Genomic DNA, 16,724 nt, shown 5'->3' on the forward strand with positions numbered 1-16,724 from the left:
GGGTGAGTGGCCAACCTGCGGACCCGTAGTCTGAACGCATGACGCGGTTGATCGTCGCAGCAGGAGGAGGGGGCGACGCAGTCGCCGCCGCAATGCTTCACGCCGCCCTTTACGGCGACGAGGTCCAGGCGGTGATCCTCACGTACGCCTGGGACCGCCTCCTGGTCGACCCGCTCCCGGGACCACGAGGAGCCGACCGCTTCGCGGGACTCGAACCCGTCACTCAGTCCGTGTGGTCGGTGCCTGCCGAGGCCCAGCCGATCGCCCCGGCAGGCTCCACGCTCCCCCGACTCGCGGCAGAGCTGCCGCACACCCTGGCCCTGCTCGATCCACACCACGGCGCCGAGGGGATCACCCGCCAACTCGAAGAACTGGTGTCTCACCTGGCCCCGGCATCGATCGATCTGCTCGACGTAGGCGGTGACATCCTCGCTCAGGGCGACGAACCCACCCTCAAGAGCCCGCTCGCCGACGCCCTCACCCTCGCCGCCTGCTGCCAGGTAAACGCCCCGATCCGCCTCCTGGTCGCAGGCCCCGGACTGGACGGTGAGATCTCCGCCGACGACTTGCGCCCCCTCCTCGGCAACCTCGTCCACACCTTCACGGCTGAGGACGTGGAGACGATCGGCAGCATCCTGGAATGGCACCCCTCAGAGGCGACCGCCATGCTCGCCGCCACAGCCCGAGGAGCCCGCGGCATCTGCGAGGTGCGCGACGCCGGCCTCCCCGTCCCCCTCACGGACGAGGGACCCGCGGTTCACGAGGTCGACCTGGACGACGCGGTCAGTCGCAACAGTTTGGCCCGCGCCATCATGATGACCGCCACCCTGGACGAGGCCGAGGCATACAGCCGCGAGATCTGTGGCTTCTCGGAGATCGATTACGAGCGCAACAAGGCAGCCTGGCTGAAGGACCAGCCACCAGTGCCCCTCACCCGCGAAGTCGTGTTCTCGCAGCTGGACCGGTTCCAGGCAGATGCCCGCGCCCGCGGCATCACCCACACCACGTTCCGCCACCTCACCGAGGCACTAAGCCTCAACGGCTCCCAGCGCGATGAGCTACGCCGAATCCTCATCACCAGTCGGCCTGACCAATACGACGCTCCGCTGTGGAATATCAGGGCATGAGCGCGTTCGCCAGCGATCCAGGCCTAGACGACGTCAGGGACGCAGCAGGCCACGGCACAGAAATCGACGTGGCCGTACATCTCCTGGACGGCACCGTCAGGCTCTCGATCATGTGGACACAAGAGATCCTGCTAAGCGCCGATCACGCCGACCAGGTGGCCCAGGCACTTCAACGGGCCGCGGACCAGGCGCGCAAGATCATAGAAGCCGGGCGATCGGACGCGCCAACCTAGGCCTGAATCCCACTGAGTTACAACCTTCTCTACGGGTTCAAGCCCCGGCTGCGCTCCGCTCCGCCGGGCGCGCTTCCCGGCTCCGCCGCGGGCGACGCTCCTGCCTCCGGCCCGCTCTGCCCGCGCTGCGCCGACGCGCGCCCACTGGTGGATAGGGCCGGTGGCCATGAGGCGAGCACCGCATAGAGCGGCCTGCGGTCAAGACAATGCCTCCGGCGGGGGATCGGCCGGCACCGGGATGGAGGGGGCGCCGTTCCTGACTGCGGGCCCGTAGTGGCGTGCGCGGGGAGCTCCCATCCCGTCCGCCGTCGACCCAGGCAGAGCCGAGCAGACGCGGCCCATGGCGTCCAGGTCGTTCGTACAGTGGCGCGCTCCACCTGGACGCCATGAACCACGCCTGCTCCACGGTGTGTGGGTCGACGGCGGACGGGATGGGAGCCGGGGAAAGTGGAGGGTTGAGCCAACGCCATCACGGCGCTCCTCAGGGAGTGAAGAATATAGAGATGTGCTGATAGGCCCGGATGGGCTCGTATGCCCACAGCAACAAGCGGCAGGCTCCACGGCCGACCCCGGCGGACCGGATCGGCCCCCTCGCTCCGCAGCGCGGTGACGAGCCTGGTGCCAGCGCCGTGATCACACCAGACACGACAAGATCTCAGTCGTGACCAACAGTTACGGGACACCGTCCAGGCCCCCGAACCTGTCACCCGTGACTGTGTCGCCGGTACCCTAGGTGCGCACTTCGAAGCAACGTGATCGCGCCGTGGCGCGGAGGAGAATAGCTGCAACATGGCACCGACCACCAAAGAACGCCAGCGGGCAGAGCTGCACAAGACGATCTGGCGTATCGCGAACGACCTGCGCGGCAGTGTCGACGGCTGGGACTTCAAGAGCTACGTGCTGGGCATGCTCTTCTACCGCTTCATCTCCGAGAACCTAACGGCGTACATCAACCGCGGCGAACATGAAGCTGGAGATGAGTCGTTCGATTACAAGGTGCTTCCCGACACACAGGCCGAGTTCGCTCGTGACGAGGTGGTGGCAGAGAAGGGCTTCTACATTCTGCCGTCGGAACTGTTCGCCAATGTCCGCGAGCGCGCCGCGCAGGACGAGAACCTCAACGAAACGCTCGCTCGGGTCTTCAAGAACATCGAGGGCTCGGCGCTGGGAACCGGCAGCGAGGACGATCTGAAGGGGCTGTTTGACGATCTTGACGTCAACAGCAACAAGCTCGGAGGAACGGTCGCCAAGCGCAACCAGAAGCTCGTGAAGTTGCTCAACGCCATCGGCGATCTGCCGCTGGGGCGGTTTGAGGACAACTCGATCGACCTGTTCGGCGACGCCTACGAATACCTGATGCAGATGTACGCGGCCAACGCGGGCAAGTCCGGTGGCGAATACTACACGCCGCAGGAGGTCTCGGAACTGTTGGCGCGCATCACAGTCGTCGGCAAGAAGCAGGTCAACAAGGTCTATGACCCGGCGGTCGGGTCAGGCTCGCTGCTGCTGAAGTTCGACAAGGTGCTCGGCAAGAACAATGTCCGCCGGGGTTTCTACGGTCAGGAGATCAACCTGACCACGTACAACCTTGCCCGGATCAATATGTTCCTACACGACGTGAACTACTCAGACTTCAACCTCGCGCACGGCGATACTCTCATCGACCCGGCGCACTGGGACGACGAACCGTTCGAGGCGATCGTCTCCAACCCGCCGTACTCGATCAGGTGGGAAGGTGACGCGAACCCGCTGCTAATCAACGATGAGCGGTTTGCGCCGGCGGGCGTGCTGGCGCCGAAGGCGAAGGCCGACCTGGCCTTCACGATGCACATGCTCAGCTGGCTCGCCGTCAACGGCACGGCCGCGATCGTCCAGTTCCCTGGGGTGCTATACCGCGGGGGTGCGGAAAAGAAGATCCGTAAGTACCTGATCGACAACAACTACGTCGACACGGTCATCCAGTTGCCTGCCGACCTGTTCTTCGGAACCACGATCGCTACGTGCATCCTCGTGCTGAAGAAGTCGAAAAACTCCAGCGACGTGCTCTTTATCGACGCCTCAGCCGAGTACAAGCGTGTCGGCAACAAGAACAAGCTGCTCGAGGACCACCAGACGAGGATCCTCAATGCGTTCACTACGCGTGAATCGGAAGATCACTTCACCACGCTCGTCAGCATCGAGGACATCGCGACGAACGACTACAACATCGCTGTGTCCTCTTATGTGGAGTCGGAGGACGCGCGCACGGAGGTCGACATCGTCGAGTTGAACGCCGAGATCGCCCGCATCGTGGCGCGGCAGGCGGAGCTGCGCACGTCGATCGACGCGATCGTTTCCGAGCTGGAAGCGGGGGGAAATGCGCCTGTCTAAACTCCTCTCCGACGCTCCTGCTGTGGCAACCATGCAAGTGGATGGTTTTCTCGACGGGCACGCACTGAAGTGGGGAAAGCACAAGAGGATCAAAGTAGGGAAGGTTCTCCGCAATTTTCATTGCCGTACCTGTGACACTCAGCGAACTTTCGTTTCTGGAGATGAGCTGTCATGTTTGGGTGTCGGTGACAATCAAATCAGTATCGACGCCACACTACAATGTATCGAATGCCGGTCATCAGTGGAGGTATGGTTCCTCATCGGCAGCAATGGTGATATCTCTGGATTCGCACCAGAGGTGCGTATCGAGCGCTACACGGAGAACCTTCGCGACCGCGCTGACCGGGTTGACAGTCATCGCGGGCCGTTCTCGGATCTGGTCAAGCGAGCGCAGCTCGCGTATGAAAACCAACTTGGTGCCGGATCGATTGTCTACCTTCGCAAGATTTTCGAGCTCGTTACGTTTGAAGTGGCCGAGATCGCCGAGATCGAGACAAAGAAGAATAACGGGAAAAATTTTCCCTTTGCTGTGGTGCTAGAGAAAGTGAATGAAGTTCGCAATATCATTCCGCGGCGTTTCTCAAGTGATGGATACCAGCTATTTCGTGAACTCAGCAATATTATTCATGGCGAGTCAAGCGAAGAGGAGGCGCTCCAGAAATACAAGCCCTGCCTCCAGTTGGTCCTAGGTGTCGTTGACGAAGTAAGTCGCGACAACGAATACGCGCGAGCGATCGAAGAGCTGGGCTGGGATATCAAAAGCATTAGCGAGATCGCAGGAGGAAGCGTCGCGTGAGCAGTATCGATGAAATGGTTCAGGAACTATGCCCGGACGGGGTCAAGTTCAAGGAGCTTGGCACGATTGCAGAGCTGGTTCGCGGTAACGGAATGCCGAAGTCGGACTTCACGGATGAAGGGGTCGGCTGTATTCACTATGGTCAGATCTATACGCATTACGGCACCTGGGCCACTGAAGTAATTTCGCACGTACACGAGGAGAAGGCTGCAAGACTGGCCAAGGTGAATCCTGGCGATGTTATCATCACTAACACCAGCGAGAATCTCGATGACGTGTGTAAAGCTGTTGCGTGGCTTGGTAGCGAGGCCATCGTAACGGGGGGGCATGCAACTGTCCTTAAGCCGTCTATCGACTCCATCGACTCTAAGTATCTTGCCTACTGGTTCCAATCACCGGCATTCCGTTACGAGAAGCAGCGTCGCGCTACCGGCACCAAGGTTATCGACGTTTCTGCAAATAAGCTCGCAACGGTGAAAATTCCGGTCCCGCCTCTTGAGGTGCAGCGGGAGATCGTGAAGGTGTTGGACCAGTTCGCTAAGCTGGAGGCGGAGCTGGAGGCGGAGCTGGAGGCGGAGCTGGAGGCGCGCCACCGCCAGTACAAGCACTACCGTCGCGGACTTCTTGATTTCGGCACTGATGTTGCGTGGCAGCCGTTGGGGGGACTCGCCAAAAACCTCGATGCTCGACGAAAGCCGGTCACTCGAGACGCTCGCATTGCTGGAGATATCCCGTACTATGGCGCCTCCGGAATCGTCGACTATGTGAGTGACTATATCTTCGATGGCGACCTTCTTCTGGTCTCGGAAGACGGTGCGAACCTGCTCGCGCGATCCACGCCGATCGCCTTCTCTGTTTCTGGTAAGACCTGGGTCAATAATCACGCGCACGTTCTTCAGTTCGAGACCTATGCGGAACGTCGTTTCGTTGAGATTTACCTGAACTCCATCGATCTCTCACCGTTCATCTCAGGGGCCGCTCAGCCGAAGCTGAACAAGGCGAATCTGAACCGGATTCCAATCCCGGATCCGCCGCTTGCCGAAAAGGAACGTGTCGTTGGGCTACTTGATCAGTACGATGCACTCGTCAACGACCTGAGCGATGGTCTCCCGACTGAGCTTCGAGCTCGCCGTAAGCAGTACGAGCACTACCGCGATCGGCTCTTGACGTTCAAGGAGGCTGCGGCATGAGGGAAGCGCAGGCACGCAAATACGACCCGATCGCCGTCTCTGCCGAAAGTACCGTTGTTGCCGAGTACGTCCCCGATGCCTCTGGAGCCGCGGCATATCAATCGGAGGCGGCGCTTGAGCGGGAGATGATCCGTCTGCTGGAGTCGCAGGCATATGAGTACCTCCCGATCACATCAGAGGTGCAGCTTGTCGCTAACCTGCGGATCCAGCTTGAGGCGCTAAACCACGTGTCGTTCTCGGATTCCGAGTGGGAGTCGTTCTTCTCTACCAGGATTGCCGGACAGAACGAGGGCATCGTCGAGAAGACGGTGCGGCTCCAGGAAGACCACGTTCAGATTCTGAAACGTGACGATGGTTCGACGAAGAACATCACTCTCATCGACAAGAAGAACGTCCACAACAATCGTCTGCAGGTCATCAACCAGTACGAGGTTGACCGGGGCGAGGGCGATGCGAGCTTCGCGAACCGGTACGACGTGACGGTGCTAGTCAACGGTCTACCGGTGGTGCATGTCGAGCTCAAGCGCCGTGGGGTGGACATCCGTGAGGCGTTCAACCAGATCAACCGGTACCAGCGCGATAGCTTCTGGGCAGGCTCTGGGTTGTTCGAGTATGTGCAGTTGTTCGTGATCAGCAACGGCACGCTGACGAAGTATTACTCCAACAGCACCCGCTCGAAGCACTTGAAGGATAACCAGAGGGCTGCCGGCGCGGGCAAGGGCAAGAAGTCAAGCAACTCATTCGAGTTCACGTCGTGGTGGGCGGACGCGCGGAACAAGCCGATCGCGGAGCTGACCGCGTTCGTCCAGACGTTCTTCGCCAAGCACTCGCTGTTGAACGTGCTGACGAAGTACTGCGTGCTGACAGCCGACCGTGACCTGCTAGTGATGCGGCCGTACCAGATCGTGGCGACGGAGCGGATCTTGCGGAAGATCGAGTGCTCGACGAACCGCAGGACGCTTGGCACCGTCGAGGCGGGCGGGTACGTCTGGCACACGACCGGGTCGGGCAAGACGCTGACGTCGTTCAAGGCTGCGCAGCTGGCATCGAAGCTACCCGATGTCGCGAAAGTGTTGTTCGTCGTCGACCGCAAGGACCTCGACTACCAGACGATGCGCGAGTACGACCGCTTCGAGAAAGGCGCCGCCAACTCTAACGCGTCCACGGCGATCTTGAAGAAGCAGCTGGAGGATCCGAATGCAGGCATCATCATCACGACGATCCAGAAGCTGTCGACGTTCATCAAGGCGAACCGAGGACACGAGGTGTTCTCGGGCCACTCCGTGATCATCTTCGACGAGTGTCACCGGTCGCAGTTCGGCGACATGCACACCGACATCACGCGAGCCTTCAAGCGGTACAACCTGTTCGGTTTCACCGGTACCCCGATCTTCCCGGTCAACTCCTCGAGCGGCGGAAACCCGCTGCTGAAGACCACTGAGCAGGCTTTCGGCGACAAGCTGCACACGTACACGATCATAGACGCGATCACGGACAGGAATGTCCTGCCATTCCGAATCGACTACATCAACACGATCAAGGTCGGCAACCCAGACGATAAGCAGGTCTCGGCGATTGATCGGGAGCGCGCTCTGTTGGATGTGCGCCGACTCCGCCAGATCACGACGTACATCCTGGAGCACTTCGATCAGAAGACGAAACGGCAGACGAGCTATGAGCACGCGGTTGTCGCCAATGTTGCGGAATCGACCCGGACGAGGCGTCAGGTAGAGGCGCTTCGCGAGAAGAAGCGAGTCCGCGGCTTCAACGCCCTACTCGCCACCGCTTCAGTTGAGGCAGCGCAGCGCTATTACTCGCAGTTCAAGCATCAGCAGGAGGCGCTCACCCCGGATCAGCGACTGAAGGTGGGCATCATCTTCTCCTACGGCGCGAACGAGGCCACCGATGACGGACTTCTTGACGACGAGGCGTTTGACACCGACGCCCTGAGCGGAGACGCCCGCACGTTCCTGGAAGATGCGATCCGGGACTACAATGCGATGTTCGGCACCAGCTACGACACCAGCGCCGACAAGTTCCAGAACTATTACAGGGACCTGTCACAGCGACTGAAGAACCGCGAGATCGACTTGGTCATCGTGGTGAACATGTTCCTCACCGGCTTCGACGCGACCACGCTCAACACGCTGTTCGTCGACAAGAATCTGAAGATGCATGGTTTGATCCAGGCATACTCGCGCACCAATCGGATCCTCAACTCCGTCAAACGCCACGGGAATATCGTCGTCTTCCGTGACCTTGAAGAGGAGACGAACGCGGCGCTCGAGCTGTTCGGAAACAAGGACGCCAAGGGCATCGTCATCGTGCCGTCCTACAGCGAGTACTACAGCGAGTACGTGGAGAAGGTCACCGAGCTGCTACAGGCCTTCCCGCTTGGCACCCCTATCATCGGGGAGCAGGCCCAGAAGGACTTCATCAACCTTTTCGGTGCCGTACTGCGGCTGCACAACATCCTGCCCGAGTTTGACGACTTCGCCGGCCAGGACCTTTTGACAGATCGACAGCACCAGGACTACCGCAGTGTCTACCTCAACTTGTACGCCGAGCTCCGTGCGGAGACCTCCACGGAGAAGGAACGCATCAACGAGGATGTCGTCTTCGAGATCGAACTAGTCAAACAAGTTGAGATCAACGTCGACTACATCTTGATGCTCGTTGAGAAGATGCGGGCCGAGCGTGGGGACGGTGAGGACAAGGAGATTCGTGCCCAGATCTCGCGTGCGGTCGACGCTAGCCCGAGCCTGCGGAGCAAGCGCGACCTTGTTGAAGACTTTGTGAACTCGCTGTCTGTGCACGGCGCTGTCGATGAACAGTGGCAGGCGTACGTGGAGGCGAAGCGAGATGCTGAACTCGCTGCGATCATCGAGGAGCAAACACTCAAGCCCGAGCAGACCCGGGCGTTCATCACGGCCGCGTTCCGTGACGGGCAGATCCGTACGACTGGTACGGAGATTACAAAGATCCTGCCTCCCGTCTCTCGTTTCAGTCGCGATGGCGGCCACAGCGACAAGAAGAAACGTGTGATCGAAACATTGACACAGTTCTTCGAGCGATTCTTTGGGCTAGGCGCTGGAGGAAACGACTATCAGTAACGGCTCTTTCGTCTTTGTCGAGCAAGGGCAGCAGAGCCGTGACAAGTTCATGTCCTCTGGCCAGAACGTCGCGATCAAGGGCAAACCGTTGGCTTCTACCTCTTCGGGCGCTGTGAAGCGAACCGTCGCCAGCCGACCGAACGGCAGACCCAACACATGACCGCTGGCAGCTGATCTAGTCGTCAAACTCGTCCGCAGCCATAGATCGTGGACTATCTGTGGACGAGTTCCGACCCACCGCGCTGTGGGGAAGCGCTGACCTGTGCATACGCCAGGGACCGAAGCGGCCTCCGGAGCCGTGTGCGCAAGTTGGACTCGACCGAGATTGCCGACGGGAGCCCGAAGGCGTCGGCACGAGCTGAAGCGTTGAGGGCCCCGCTAGGTGCAGGCGGGTGTCGCTCGGGGTAGCCGCGTCTACGCCCTCGGAACCCTCGGGAATCGTTTCGAGTGCGTTCAGCAGAATGCGGCTGCTGCGTAGCGCCTGGTGTCTGGCGCGACTGTGACGGGGGTCAGGGGCGGAGCTCGCGGATCAGCGTGCCGTTTTCGTCGTACAGCTCCAAGGTGTGCGTCAGGCCGAAGCGGTTGAGCAGGGCTGCGAGGTCTTCGAAGCGGTGGGGGGCTGCCACTCCGTTCAGCAGGACGTCCGGGCCGTCCGTGGGGTCCAGTTCCAGCTCGCACCAGGACGTGCCTACCTCGTAGCCGTACCAGGAGGAGGAGTTGGATCTCCAGCCGGCTTGACGAAGCGTTCTGCTATGGGTCAGGGGTCGCGGCAGCCGTGCAGGATGACGGCCACCTTGTTGGCTGGCGCGGACCGTGTTCGGTCGAGTGCTTCGCCTTCCGCTGACAGGTCCACGGTTGGAGTATGCAGGGTTCTGGTGCGCAGGGATCCAGCCCCCGTCGCCGTCGGGCGATGGGGGCTGGTCGGTGGGTGTGGGGTCAGGGCCTTGCCGGCGTTGTCTTGCGGGGCCTTGCGGGGTCCAGGTGGGTCACCACCGTCGTGTAGAAGCGGTGGACCGCCTCGTCGACGCTGCGGATGAAGCCCGTCTCGGCGTTGCCGCGGCCGCTTCCCATGCTCTTGACCAGGGACAGGCGGAAGCCGGTGATGCGGGTGCCGGTGTCCTTCGGGAGCAGGTCCGCCGGTTCGGGGCGGAGGCGTTCCAGGGTGCCTCGCGGGCCGCCCTTCGCTCCGTCGACGAGGGTTTCGATGTGGAGGGCCGCCGGTGCGTCCGCGAGGGTGCGGATCAGGCGCTTCGCCCAGGACAGGGGGTAGCCCTGCTCGGGGGCCGGGATCTCCATCGAGGTGCGCAGTTTGCCCGTGCGGAGGTCCGCCACGATGCCGAGGACGCCGGGTGTGCCCTCGATGCGGAGTTCCGCCTGGAGGCGGCCGTCGACGCAGAGTTGGTCCGCGAGGAGGTTTCTGCGTGCTCCTGGGTCTGTGCCTCGTTTGGTGCGCTGTACCGGGAGGACCTTCTGTCCCAGCTCGCCGCCCAGGCCCAGGCATACCTGGCGGATGAGGCGTTCCCAGCTCTCGACGACCTCCAGGGCGCGGGCGTCGCCCTGGCACAGGGTCTCGTCGTCGATGCCGTTGCGTACGGGGACCCAGGCACGGCCCATGTTCTGGAAGCCGTGGCAACCGGAGTTGTCGTGCTGCAGGTAGTGCAGCAGTTCCTGGAGGAGCCAGGCGTGCGCCGCGTTGCCGACGCCCTCGTGGCGGATCAGCATCTGTGCCTGGTGGGCGACCTCCGCCCAGGAGAGGTGCCAGAGGGCGACCTTGTGCTTACGGCGTCCGTCGATCTTGACGTCGACGAGCGGGCTGCCCTCCAGCGCCACGTCGTTCGACAGCGTGATCACGGCCTCGTAGCCGCGGCGCGCGGCGATGTCCATGTACGCCTGCACCTGCTCGGCCTTGAGGGCGTTGCCGTTCGTCTTCGTCTCGACCAGGGCCGTCCACAGCTTGCCGGCCCGCTCGACCCGGATGACCCCGTCGGGGCGCCGTGGTGTGTCCCCGTGCGGCAGGCTGACCTCGGTGAAGGTCTCCATGCGGCCCGCAGGCGCGCCGAACGCGGCGGTGAGGCGCCGGCCGAACTCCGGTACCTGCGCCATCACCGACAGGAGCACGGAGGTGGCGCGCATCTCGCGCTCGTGGTCGCTCTTGAGCGCCGACACCGGGAAGAGCCGCGCCTGCCTCCACGACTCGTGGTCGGCCAGGCTCGGCTTGGCCGCCTTGGGCAGGGTGATCTTCTTCTTCGCGGTACGGGGGCGAGTCGATCGTTTCCGTTGCTCGCCGCCTTCTTCCCGTTCCGGCCTACGGGGAGGCGGGACCGTCTCCGAGAATCGCTGCGGAGTCGGCTCGTTCTTCGACGTCGCCTTGTCCGTCGGGTCCTCGGGGTCGGCGTCCGTGGAGGCTTCCTGAGCCTCGGCCGCTTCGGCGTCGTCGTCGATGTCGACGCCGAAGTCCGTCGCCAGACCGGCGAGTCCGGCCTCGTAGCCCTGGCCGACGGCGCGGAACTTCCAGTCCTTGCCGCGGCGGTAGAGCTCGCCGAAGATGATCGCGCTGATCGCGTCGACGTCGTCGATGGCGAAGCGCAGCAGTTCCTCGCCGGCTCCGTCGGCCAGGCCGAGCCGCACGTCCTCCAGTTCCCCGAAGTGCGCGCCGTGGTAGCGGCTTCCCGCCACCACGATGCGGTCGACGTCGGCCGGGACCGCCGTCAGGTCGAAGCTGATCCGGTCCTCGCTCCCGTCCGCCGTCGGCGTCTTCCCCAGGAGCTGGACGCTCCCGTCGGCGGCGACCGGGTTGTTGTAGAAGTAGAAGTCGGCGTCGCTGCGGACCTTGCCGTTCTGATCCAGCAGCAGGACCGACACGTCCGCGTCGCCCTCGCCGGTCGGGCTCCCCCAGCCCAGACTGACGATGACGGACCCGACGTTCTCACTCAGGGCTGACAACGCGACGTTCGAGCCCTTGATCATTTCCTGCACGAAACCCCCCAAGCAACGCAAGCTGGGCGCGCGATCGCTCGCGCCCCAGTTGCCCGACAAGCGACGCAATGTGACGCGTCGCGCGCAGGTAACTGTAGTGCCCACACAGGGGAGTACGGGGGCGTTCGCATGCGTCCAATGGCTTGTGCGGCAAGGGCTTACCCTCGGTCACCGGTGAGGCTTGGGCTTCGCGGGACCTCTCCCCTGCGCCTCCCCTGCGCTTCGACGTGCGACGGGGCCCCGCTTGCGGCACTTGTGAAGGTTCTGGCGGGGCGTCAGCTCGGGCTCCGGCCCACCGCCTGCGGGCGCTCAGTTCTCCTGCCTGCCCCCAGTCGCCCGGCTCCCCTTGAGTCACCCGGCTTCCCTTGAGATTCATGTGCGTTGCATGAATCAACTGGGGCTGCTATCAATCTCCCACGCATCATCGCATGATCTTCACATCGTGGAGAACTCCCCTCGTCGGTCCCCCAGCCGATGCCCGGCGCCGTCAGTTCTCACGTGGCCGGGTCGTCGGGGGAGTTCGCGTGGTTCCGTCGGTCGGCCCTTTCGGGGTCGTGAGTCGTTCAGGGAAACCCATGAGCACATGTCCGTCCTGCGGTGCGGAGACAGCCGCAGGTCACGCCTTCTGCAGCCGTTGTGGGGTGGCGGTCGCAGCGGCAGCCGGCAGTTCGGCCGACGCCGGCACCACGACGCCTGCCCCGCCGCCGCCTCCCCCCACGGCCCCTCCGGCCGCGCCGCCTGTGCCGCCGTTCGCGCCTCCGGGGCGGGCTGCCCTGTGGTTCAGGGCCGTGCGGCCGGACGGGGCGTCCGCCAAGGCCGTCGCCGTCGGGGCGCTGGCCGCGTTGGGCAGTCAGCTCGGTCTGCTGTTCGTCGTCCTTGTCGTCGGGGCGCAGTTCCTGCCCGACGACAACACCGGCACGTTCGGGGACTGGCTGCTCGCCTCCGTCTGGGTGGCCGGGCTGGCCCTGCGCGGCACGCTCGGGCTGTCGCTCGAGGAGCAAGGGCAGTCCTGGGGGGCCGAACAGGTCGCCGGGCAGGGCGAGATCGGGCTCACCCTCCAGCTGCTGCTGTTCACCGGCACCGCCCTGTTCGCGATCTGGTGGTTCGCCCGGCGCGGTGAGCGGCGTCTCGCCGCGGACACCTGGGCGCGTGTGGCCGGCCGGTCCGGCACCGGTGCGGTCGTCTACGCGCTCGCCATGACCGTGCTGGCGTCGGCGACCCACGCCTCCGCCGTCTTCGGGATGGACACCAGCGAACTCGAGTCGACCTCGGTCGACCTGGGGCTCGCGCTGTGGCCGCTCGTTCCGTACACGCTCGTCCTCGTCTTCCTCGCCGACCTCGCCGCTCGTGCCGCCGTGCGCCGCGGCGACCTCGCGCTGCCGGGCCCGTACGCCGAGCGGCTGCGCGGCTGGCGCGAGCCGTTCGGAGCCGTGGGCACCGTCACCGTCGTGCTGCTCGCGGTGGGGGCGCTCACCGCGGTCGGATACGCCGCTCTCGGCGACACCGGCGACCTCGGCGCCGGTGCCGTGGTCTCCCTCTCCCTGCTCACGCTCGTCAACGCCGCCGTGTGGCTGGCCGGTGTGGGCATGGGCGTCACCATCGGCGGCACGCTGGACGGTGCCGCGGGCATCGACTCGTTCTTCGGCGGCGGCAGCACCCGGGCGCTGGAGGACTCGAAGTCGGGGCTGCTGACGGGCGGGATGCCCTGGGGTGCCTACCTGCTGCCGGCCGCCGTAGTCCTGACGGTGGTCGTCGTCGCGGTGCGGCACGCCCTCGCCCATGACCCTCGTGAGCGGCTGCTGGGCGCTTTGTGGAAGTTCGCTGTCGCCATGGCCGTCGTGTGGTTGCCGCTCAGCCTGGTCTCCACGCTGAGCGCCACGGTCGACGGGGACGTCTCCTCCGGTGGGGGGTTCGGTGGCGCCAGTGGGAGCGCGCAGGGGTCCGTGTCCGTCGGGCTGAGTTTCTTCGGGACGCTGTTTCTGTCCCTCCTGTGGGGCGCGTCGGTGGTCGTGGCGGCGCAGTTCCTGGCGCGGCCGCTGCTGAGTGCCTTCCCGGGCGCCGGGGCGCGGGTGCTGCGGTTGCCGGGCCGGCCCGTGCACCCGCAGTGGGCCGCCTTGCTCGCCGACGCCGCCCGCCGCAAGGGCCGCGCGGTGCCGGCGCGGCTGGAGGCGGCGCTGACCGAGCCGATGGCCTGCCCGCCGCTCGCCACCGGCGCCAAGTGGGCGCGGTTCACCGGCGTCGGCCTGATCGCGGCCGTGGTCCTGGGCGGCGGGGGCACCGCTGCCTGGGCGGTCGTGGAATCCCAGGTGTACGGCCCCGAGAGGGCCGCCGAGGACTACTTCGACGCCCTCGCGGACGGGCGTGCCGGGGATGTCCTGGGCCTCCTCGAAGGCTCGCCCTCCGGTCCGCTGCTGACACAGGCCGTACTGGACCGGCAGCGCGAGGACGCCCCGCTGACCGACGTCCGTGTCGGCACGGTGGACGAGTCCGACGGGGCGGCCGGCGTCACGGTGACGTACAAGGTGGACGGTGAGGAGTACGAGACCGTGCTGCACCTGGTCGCCGACGACGAGGACAGGCACCTCGGGCTGTGGCCGCGCTGGAAGGTCCTGGGCGGACTCGGCCAGGTCGAGGTGACGGCCGCGTCCCCTCTCGGCAAGGCGCAGGTGAACGGGGTCGAGGTGGCGCTGGAGGACGGCACCGCGGAGGTCGTGGTCTTCCCCGGCGCGGTGACCGTCGACGGCGTGAGCAGCCGCTATGTCGCCGCCAACGGGGGCGGCACGGTCGTCGTGGAGCCGGACGAGAGCGAGTCCGCCGACGAGCTCCGGGCGGGGCTCACCGGCAAGGGCGAGCGCGCGGCGCAGGAGGCCGTGCTCAGCGAGCTGGCGGAGTGCGTGGAGCGGAGCACCTCCCTGGAGCCCGGCGACTGCCCGATCAGTCCGGACGGCTACTACTGGGAGGAGGACGCGGAGGACGTCGTCTGGAAGCAGAAGTCCGAACCGGTCCTGCTGACCGAGCTGGCGGACGACGGCACCGTGAGCGTCAACGGTGACCTGGATCTGAAGGTGACCTGGACCGACGTCGGTTACGACGAGGAGGAGAAGATGGAGGACACCTGCACGTCGTCCTTCTCCGCCACCGTCGATCTCTCCGGCGCCCGTCCGACCGTCAGCTTCGACGAGTACTACTGACCCGTCCGGGCCGGCACCTTGGGGTGTGAGCTTCGCGGCGCTCATGCCCCAGGGGCGGGACCGTTCGCCCCGGTCGGGGTGGATGGACACGTCGGTGTTCCGGCGCTCGCGAGAGCGTCAGGGGGCCCTCAGGCCGTCGGGTCCGGCATGATCTCGCGGACCTCCTGGGGGCACCGGCACGCCTCGGCGATCTTCGCCGCCCAGTCCAGCGCGGCCTCGCGCGAGGGGACGTCGATGACCGAGAAGCCGCCGATCACCGCCTTGGTCTCCGGGGCGGGGCCGTCGGTGACGGTGCCGTCCGGGGTCACGATGACCGCCCGTTGCCGTTCCAGTCCGCCGCCGTAGACCCAGACGCCGGCCTCGCGGGCCTGGCGCACCACCTCCAGCGAGGCCGCGGCCACCTGCGGCAGGTCGCCCTCGGGGATCACCATGGTGCCGTCGTCGAAGGAGATCAGGTAGTGCGTCATCAGGGGTCCCCTAGGGCGCGTCGGGGGCGTCCGTGCGCAGCATCGCCCAGACCGTCTTGCCGGCCGGGGGGCGCCGGGTCCAGCCCCAGTGTTCGGACAGGGCGTCGATGATGCGCAGGCCGCGGCCGTGTTCGTCGAAGGGGTCGCTCGTGTGCGGGTAGACCGGCGGGCTGTCGCTCGGGTCGATGACCGCGCAGACCAGGTGCGCCGGGCGGCGCAGGCTGAGGCGGAGCCAGATGTCGCCGTCGCCCCCGGTGGGCCGGGCGGCGTGCAGGACGGCGTTGGCCAGGAGTTCGGTGACGATCGTGAGCGCGTCGGCGGTGCAGTGGCCGAGGGACCAGTCGTCCAGGGTGCGGCGGACGAGGTCGCGGGCCTGGGCGCAGCCCTGTTCGGCACCGGTGAGGCGCAGGGCCACGGGGCGGGGGGTGCCCGCGTACGGCGAGGACGGTCCGGCGGGCGGCAGGGGCGCGATGCGGGGCGCCTGGGTGCCGGTACCGAGGCTTCGTACGGCGTTGCCGAGGGGGCGCGCCGGCCTCGTGGGGGACGCGGCGCTGCCGGGCGCTCGGAGGCCTTCGTACGCAGGTAAGGACACAACGTCTCCCTGATACACGGTCATGACGGGGCGTCTGCACCGCAGTTGACGGCACGGCTATTATCCACGACGAAGGCCTCCTCGTGCAATTTCACGGGAAATTGCGCGTGGAATGTCATCGCAGAGCACGTGGCGTGTCCGGGGCCCGGCGAGGCGGAGGGGCGTGCGCGTGGCGGAACGTGAGCAAGGAGAGTGCAGTGCCAACAGCACCGAACGGCGTACGGGCCAGCTCGTTGGGCGTCCGTTGGATCAAGAGCCGGCACAGCAATGCCGAGGGCAACTGCGTCGAAGTGGCGGCTCTGGCCGACGGGCGCGTCGCCCTGCGCAACTCCCGCGACCCCGACGGCCCCGCGCTCGTGTACACCCCGGGTGAGATCTCCGCGTTCCTGGCGGGCGCCAAGGACGGTGAGTTCGACCACCTGGCCTGAGGACCGGCGGTCTCTGACGCATAGGCACCGGCCGGTCACCCGCATAGGCACCGGCCGGTCACAGACACCGGTTCCCCTCCGTGAGGGGTGCCGGTCAGAGGGGGCGCCGCGGCTCTTCGGGGGAGGCGGCGGCGCCCCTGCCGGGGGCGTGTCGGCGCCCCGAGTTCCGTGCCCGAAACGGAAGTTGAGGCCGCCACTTCCGACGGGGCCGGGCGGCGGGAGGCATCGGGATGCGATAATG

At 65.3% G+C, this 16,724-nt stretch carries 11 protein-coding genes; 8 read left to right on the forward strand and 3 right to left on the reverse strand.

What is annotated here, in order from left to right; translation table 11 throughout:
* The first annotated feature begins 38 nt into the window (after positions 1-38).
* The 6 genes from ACFV46_RS17925 (at position 39) to ACFV46_RS17950 (ending at position 8,829) form a co-directional block, all read left to right on the forward strand.
* Positions 39-1,127: a DUF1152 domain-containing protein gene (locus ACFV46_RS17925; protein WP_385498837.1), complete on the forward strand. Its 1,089-nt coding sequence runs from the start codon at positions 39-41 to the stop codon at positions 1,125-1,127.
* Positions 1,124-1,360 (forward strand): hypothetical protein, encoded by a 237-nt coding sequence (locus ACFV46_RS17930; protein WP_385498838.1) that lies wholly within the window; start codon positions 1,124-1,126, stop codon positions 1,358-1,360. Before ACFV46_RS17925 ends, ACFV46_RS17930 begins: the two co-directional genes overlap by 4 nt.
* A gap of 789 nt (positions 1,361-2,149) precedes the next feature.
* Entirely contained in the window at positions 2,150-3,730 is a 1,581-nt protein-coding gene (locus tag ACFV46_RS17935; protein ID WP_385498839.1) for a type I restriction-modification system subunit M, read from the forward strand.
* A gap of 22 nt (positions 3,731-3,752) precedes the next feature.
* The gene (locus tag ACFV46_RS17940; RefSeq protein WP_385498840.1) at positions 3,753-4,526 is read left to right on the forward strand and encodes a hypothetical protein; all 774 of its coding nucleotides are present in this window, start codon (positions 3,753-3,755) and stop codon (positions 4,524-4,526) included.
* The gene (locus tag ACFV46_RS17945) at positions 4,523-5,716 is read left to right on the forward strand and encodes a restriction endonuclease subunit S (protein WP_385498841.1); all 1,194 of its coding nucleotides are present in this window, start codon (positions 4,523-4,525) and stop codon (positions 5,714-5,716) included. Before ACFV46_RS17940 ends, ACFV46_RS17945 begins: the two co-directional genes overlap by 4 nt.
* The gene (locus ACFV46_RS17950) at positions 5,713-8,829 is read left to right on the forward strand and encodes a type I restriction endonuclease subunit R (protein ID WP_385498842.1); all 3,117 of its coding nucleotides are present in this window, start codon (positions 5,713-5,715) and stop codon (positions 8,827-8,829) included. Before ACFV46_RS17945 ends, ACFV46_RS17950 begins: the two co-directional genes overlap by 4 nt.
* A 936-nt stretch (positions 8,830-9,765) precedes the next feature.
* Here the strand turns inward: ACFV46_RS17950 and ACFV46_RS17955 are convergent.
* On the reverse strand, positions 9,766-11,796 hold the full coding sequence (locus ACFV46_RS17955) for a TerD family protein (RefSeq protein WP_385498868.1): 2,031 nt from the start codon (positions 11,794-11,796) through the stop codon (positions 9,766-9,768).
* 797 nt (positions 11,797-12,593) lie between these two features.
* Between ACFV46_RS17955 and ACFV46_RS17960 the strand changes: the two genes are divergently transcribed.
* Positions 12,594-14,996 carry a hypothetical protein gene (locus tag ACFV46_RS17960; RefSeq protein ID WP_385498843.1) on the forward strand — a complete coding sequence of 801 codons (2,403 nt, stop codon included), beginning with the start codon at positions 12,594-12,596 and terminating at the stop codon, positions 14,994-14,996.
* A 128-nt stretch (positions 14,997-15,124) separates the two neighbouring features.
* On the opposite strand, the gene ACFV46_RS17965 is transcribed toward ACFV46_RS17960, so the two are convergent.
* Complete coding sequence (locus tag ACFV46_RS17965) at positions 15,125-15,463, reverse strand: YciI family protein (RefSeq protein ID WP_385498844.1); 339 nt, start codon at positions 15,461-15,463, stop codon at positions 15,125-15,127.
* Between the two features lie 10 nt (positions 15,464-15,473).
* Positions 15,474-16,055: an ATP-binding protein gene (locus ACFV46_RS17970; RefSeq protein ID WP_385498845.1), complete on the reverse strand. Its 582-nt coding sequence runs from the start codon at positions 16,053-16,055 to the stop codon at positions 15,474-15,476.
* Positions 16,056-16,252: 197 nt separating this feature from the next.
* On the opposite strand from ACFV46_RS17970, the gene ACFV46_RS17975 reads away from it, so the two are divergent.
* Positions 16,253-16,483, forward strand: coding sequence for a DUF397 domain-containing protein (locus tag ACFV46_RS17975; RefSeq protein WP_055624080.1), 231 nt, complete (start codon positions 16,253-16,255; stop codon positions 16,481-16,483).
* Positions 16,484-16,724: the final 241 nt, after the last annotated feature.

The sequence above is a fragment of the Streptomyces sp. NPDC059852 genome (assembly GCF_042731455.1).
GTDB lineage: Bacteria > Actinomycetota > Actinomycetes > Streptomycetales > Streptomycetaceae > Streptomyces.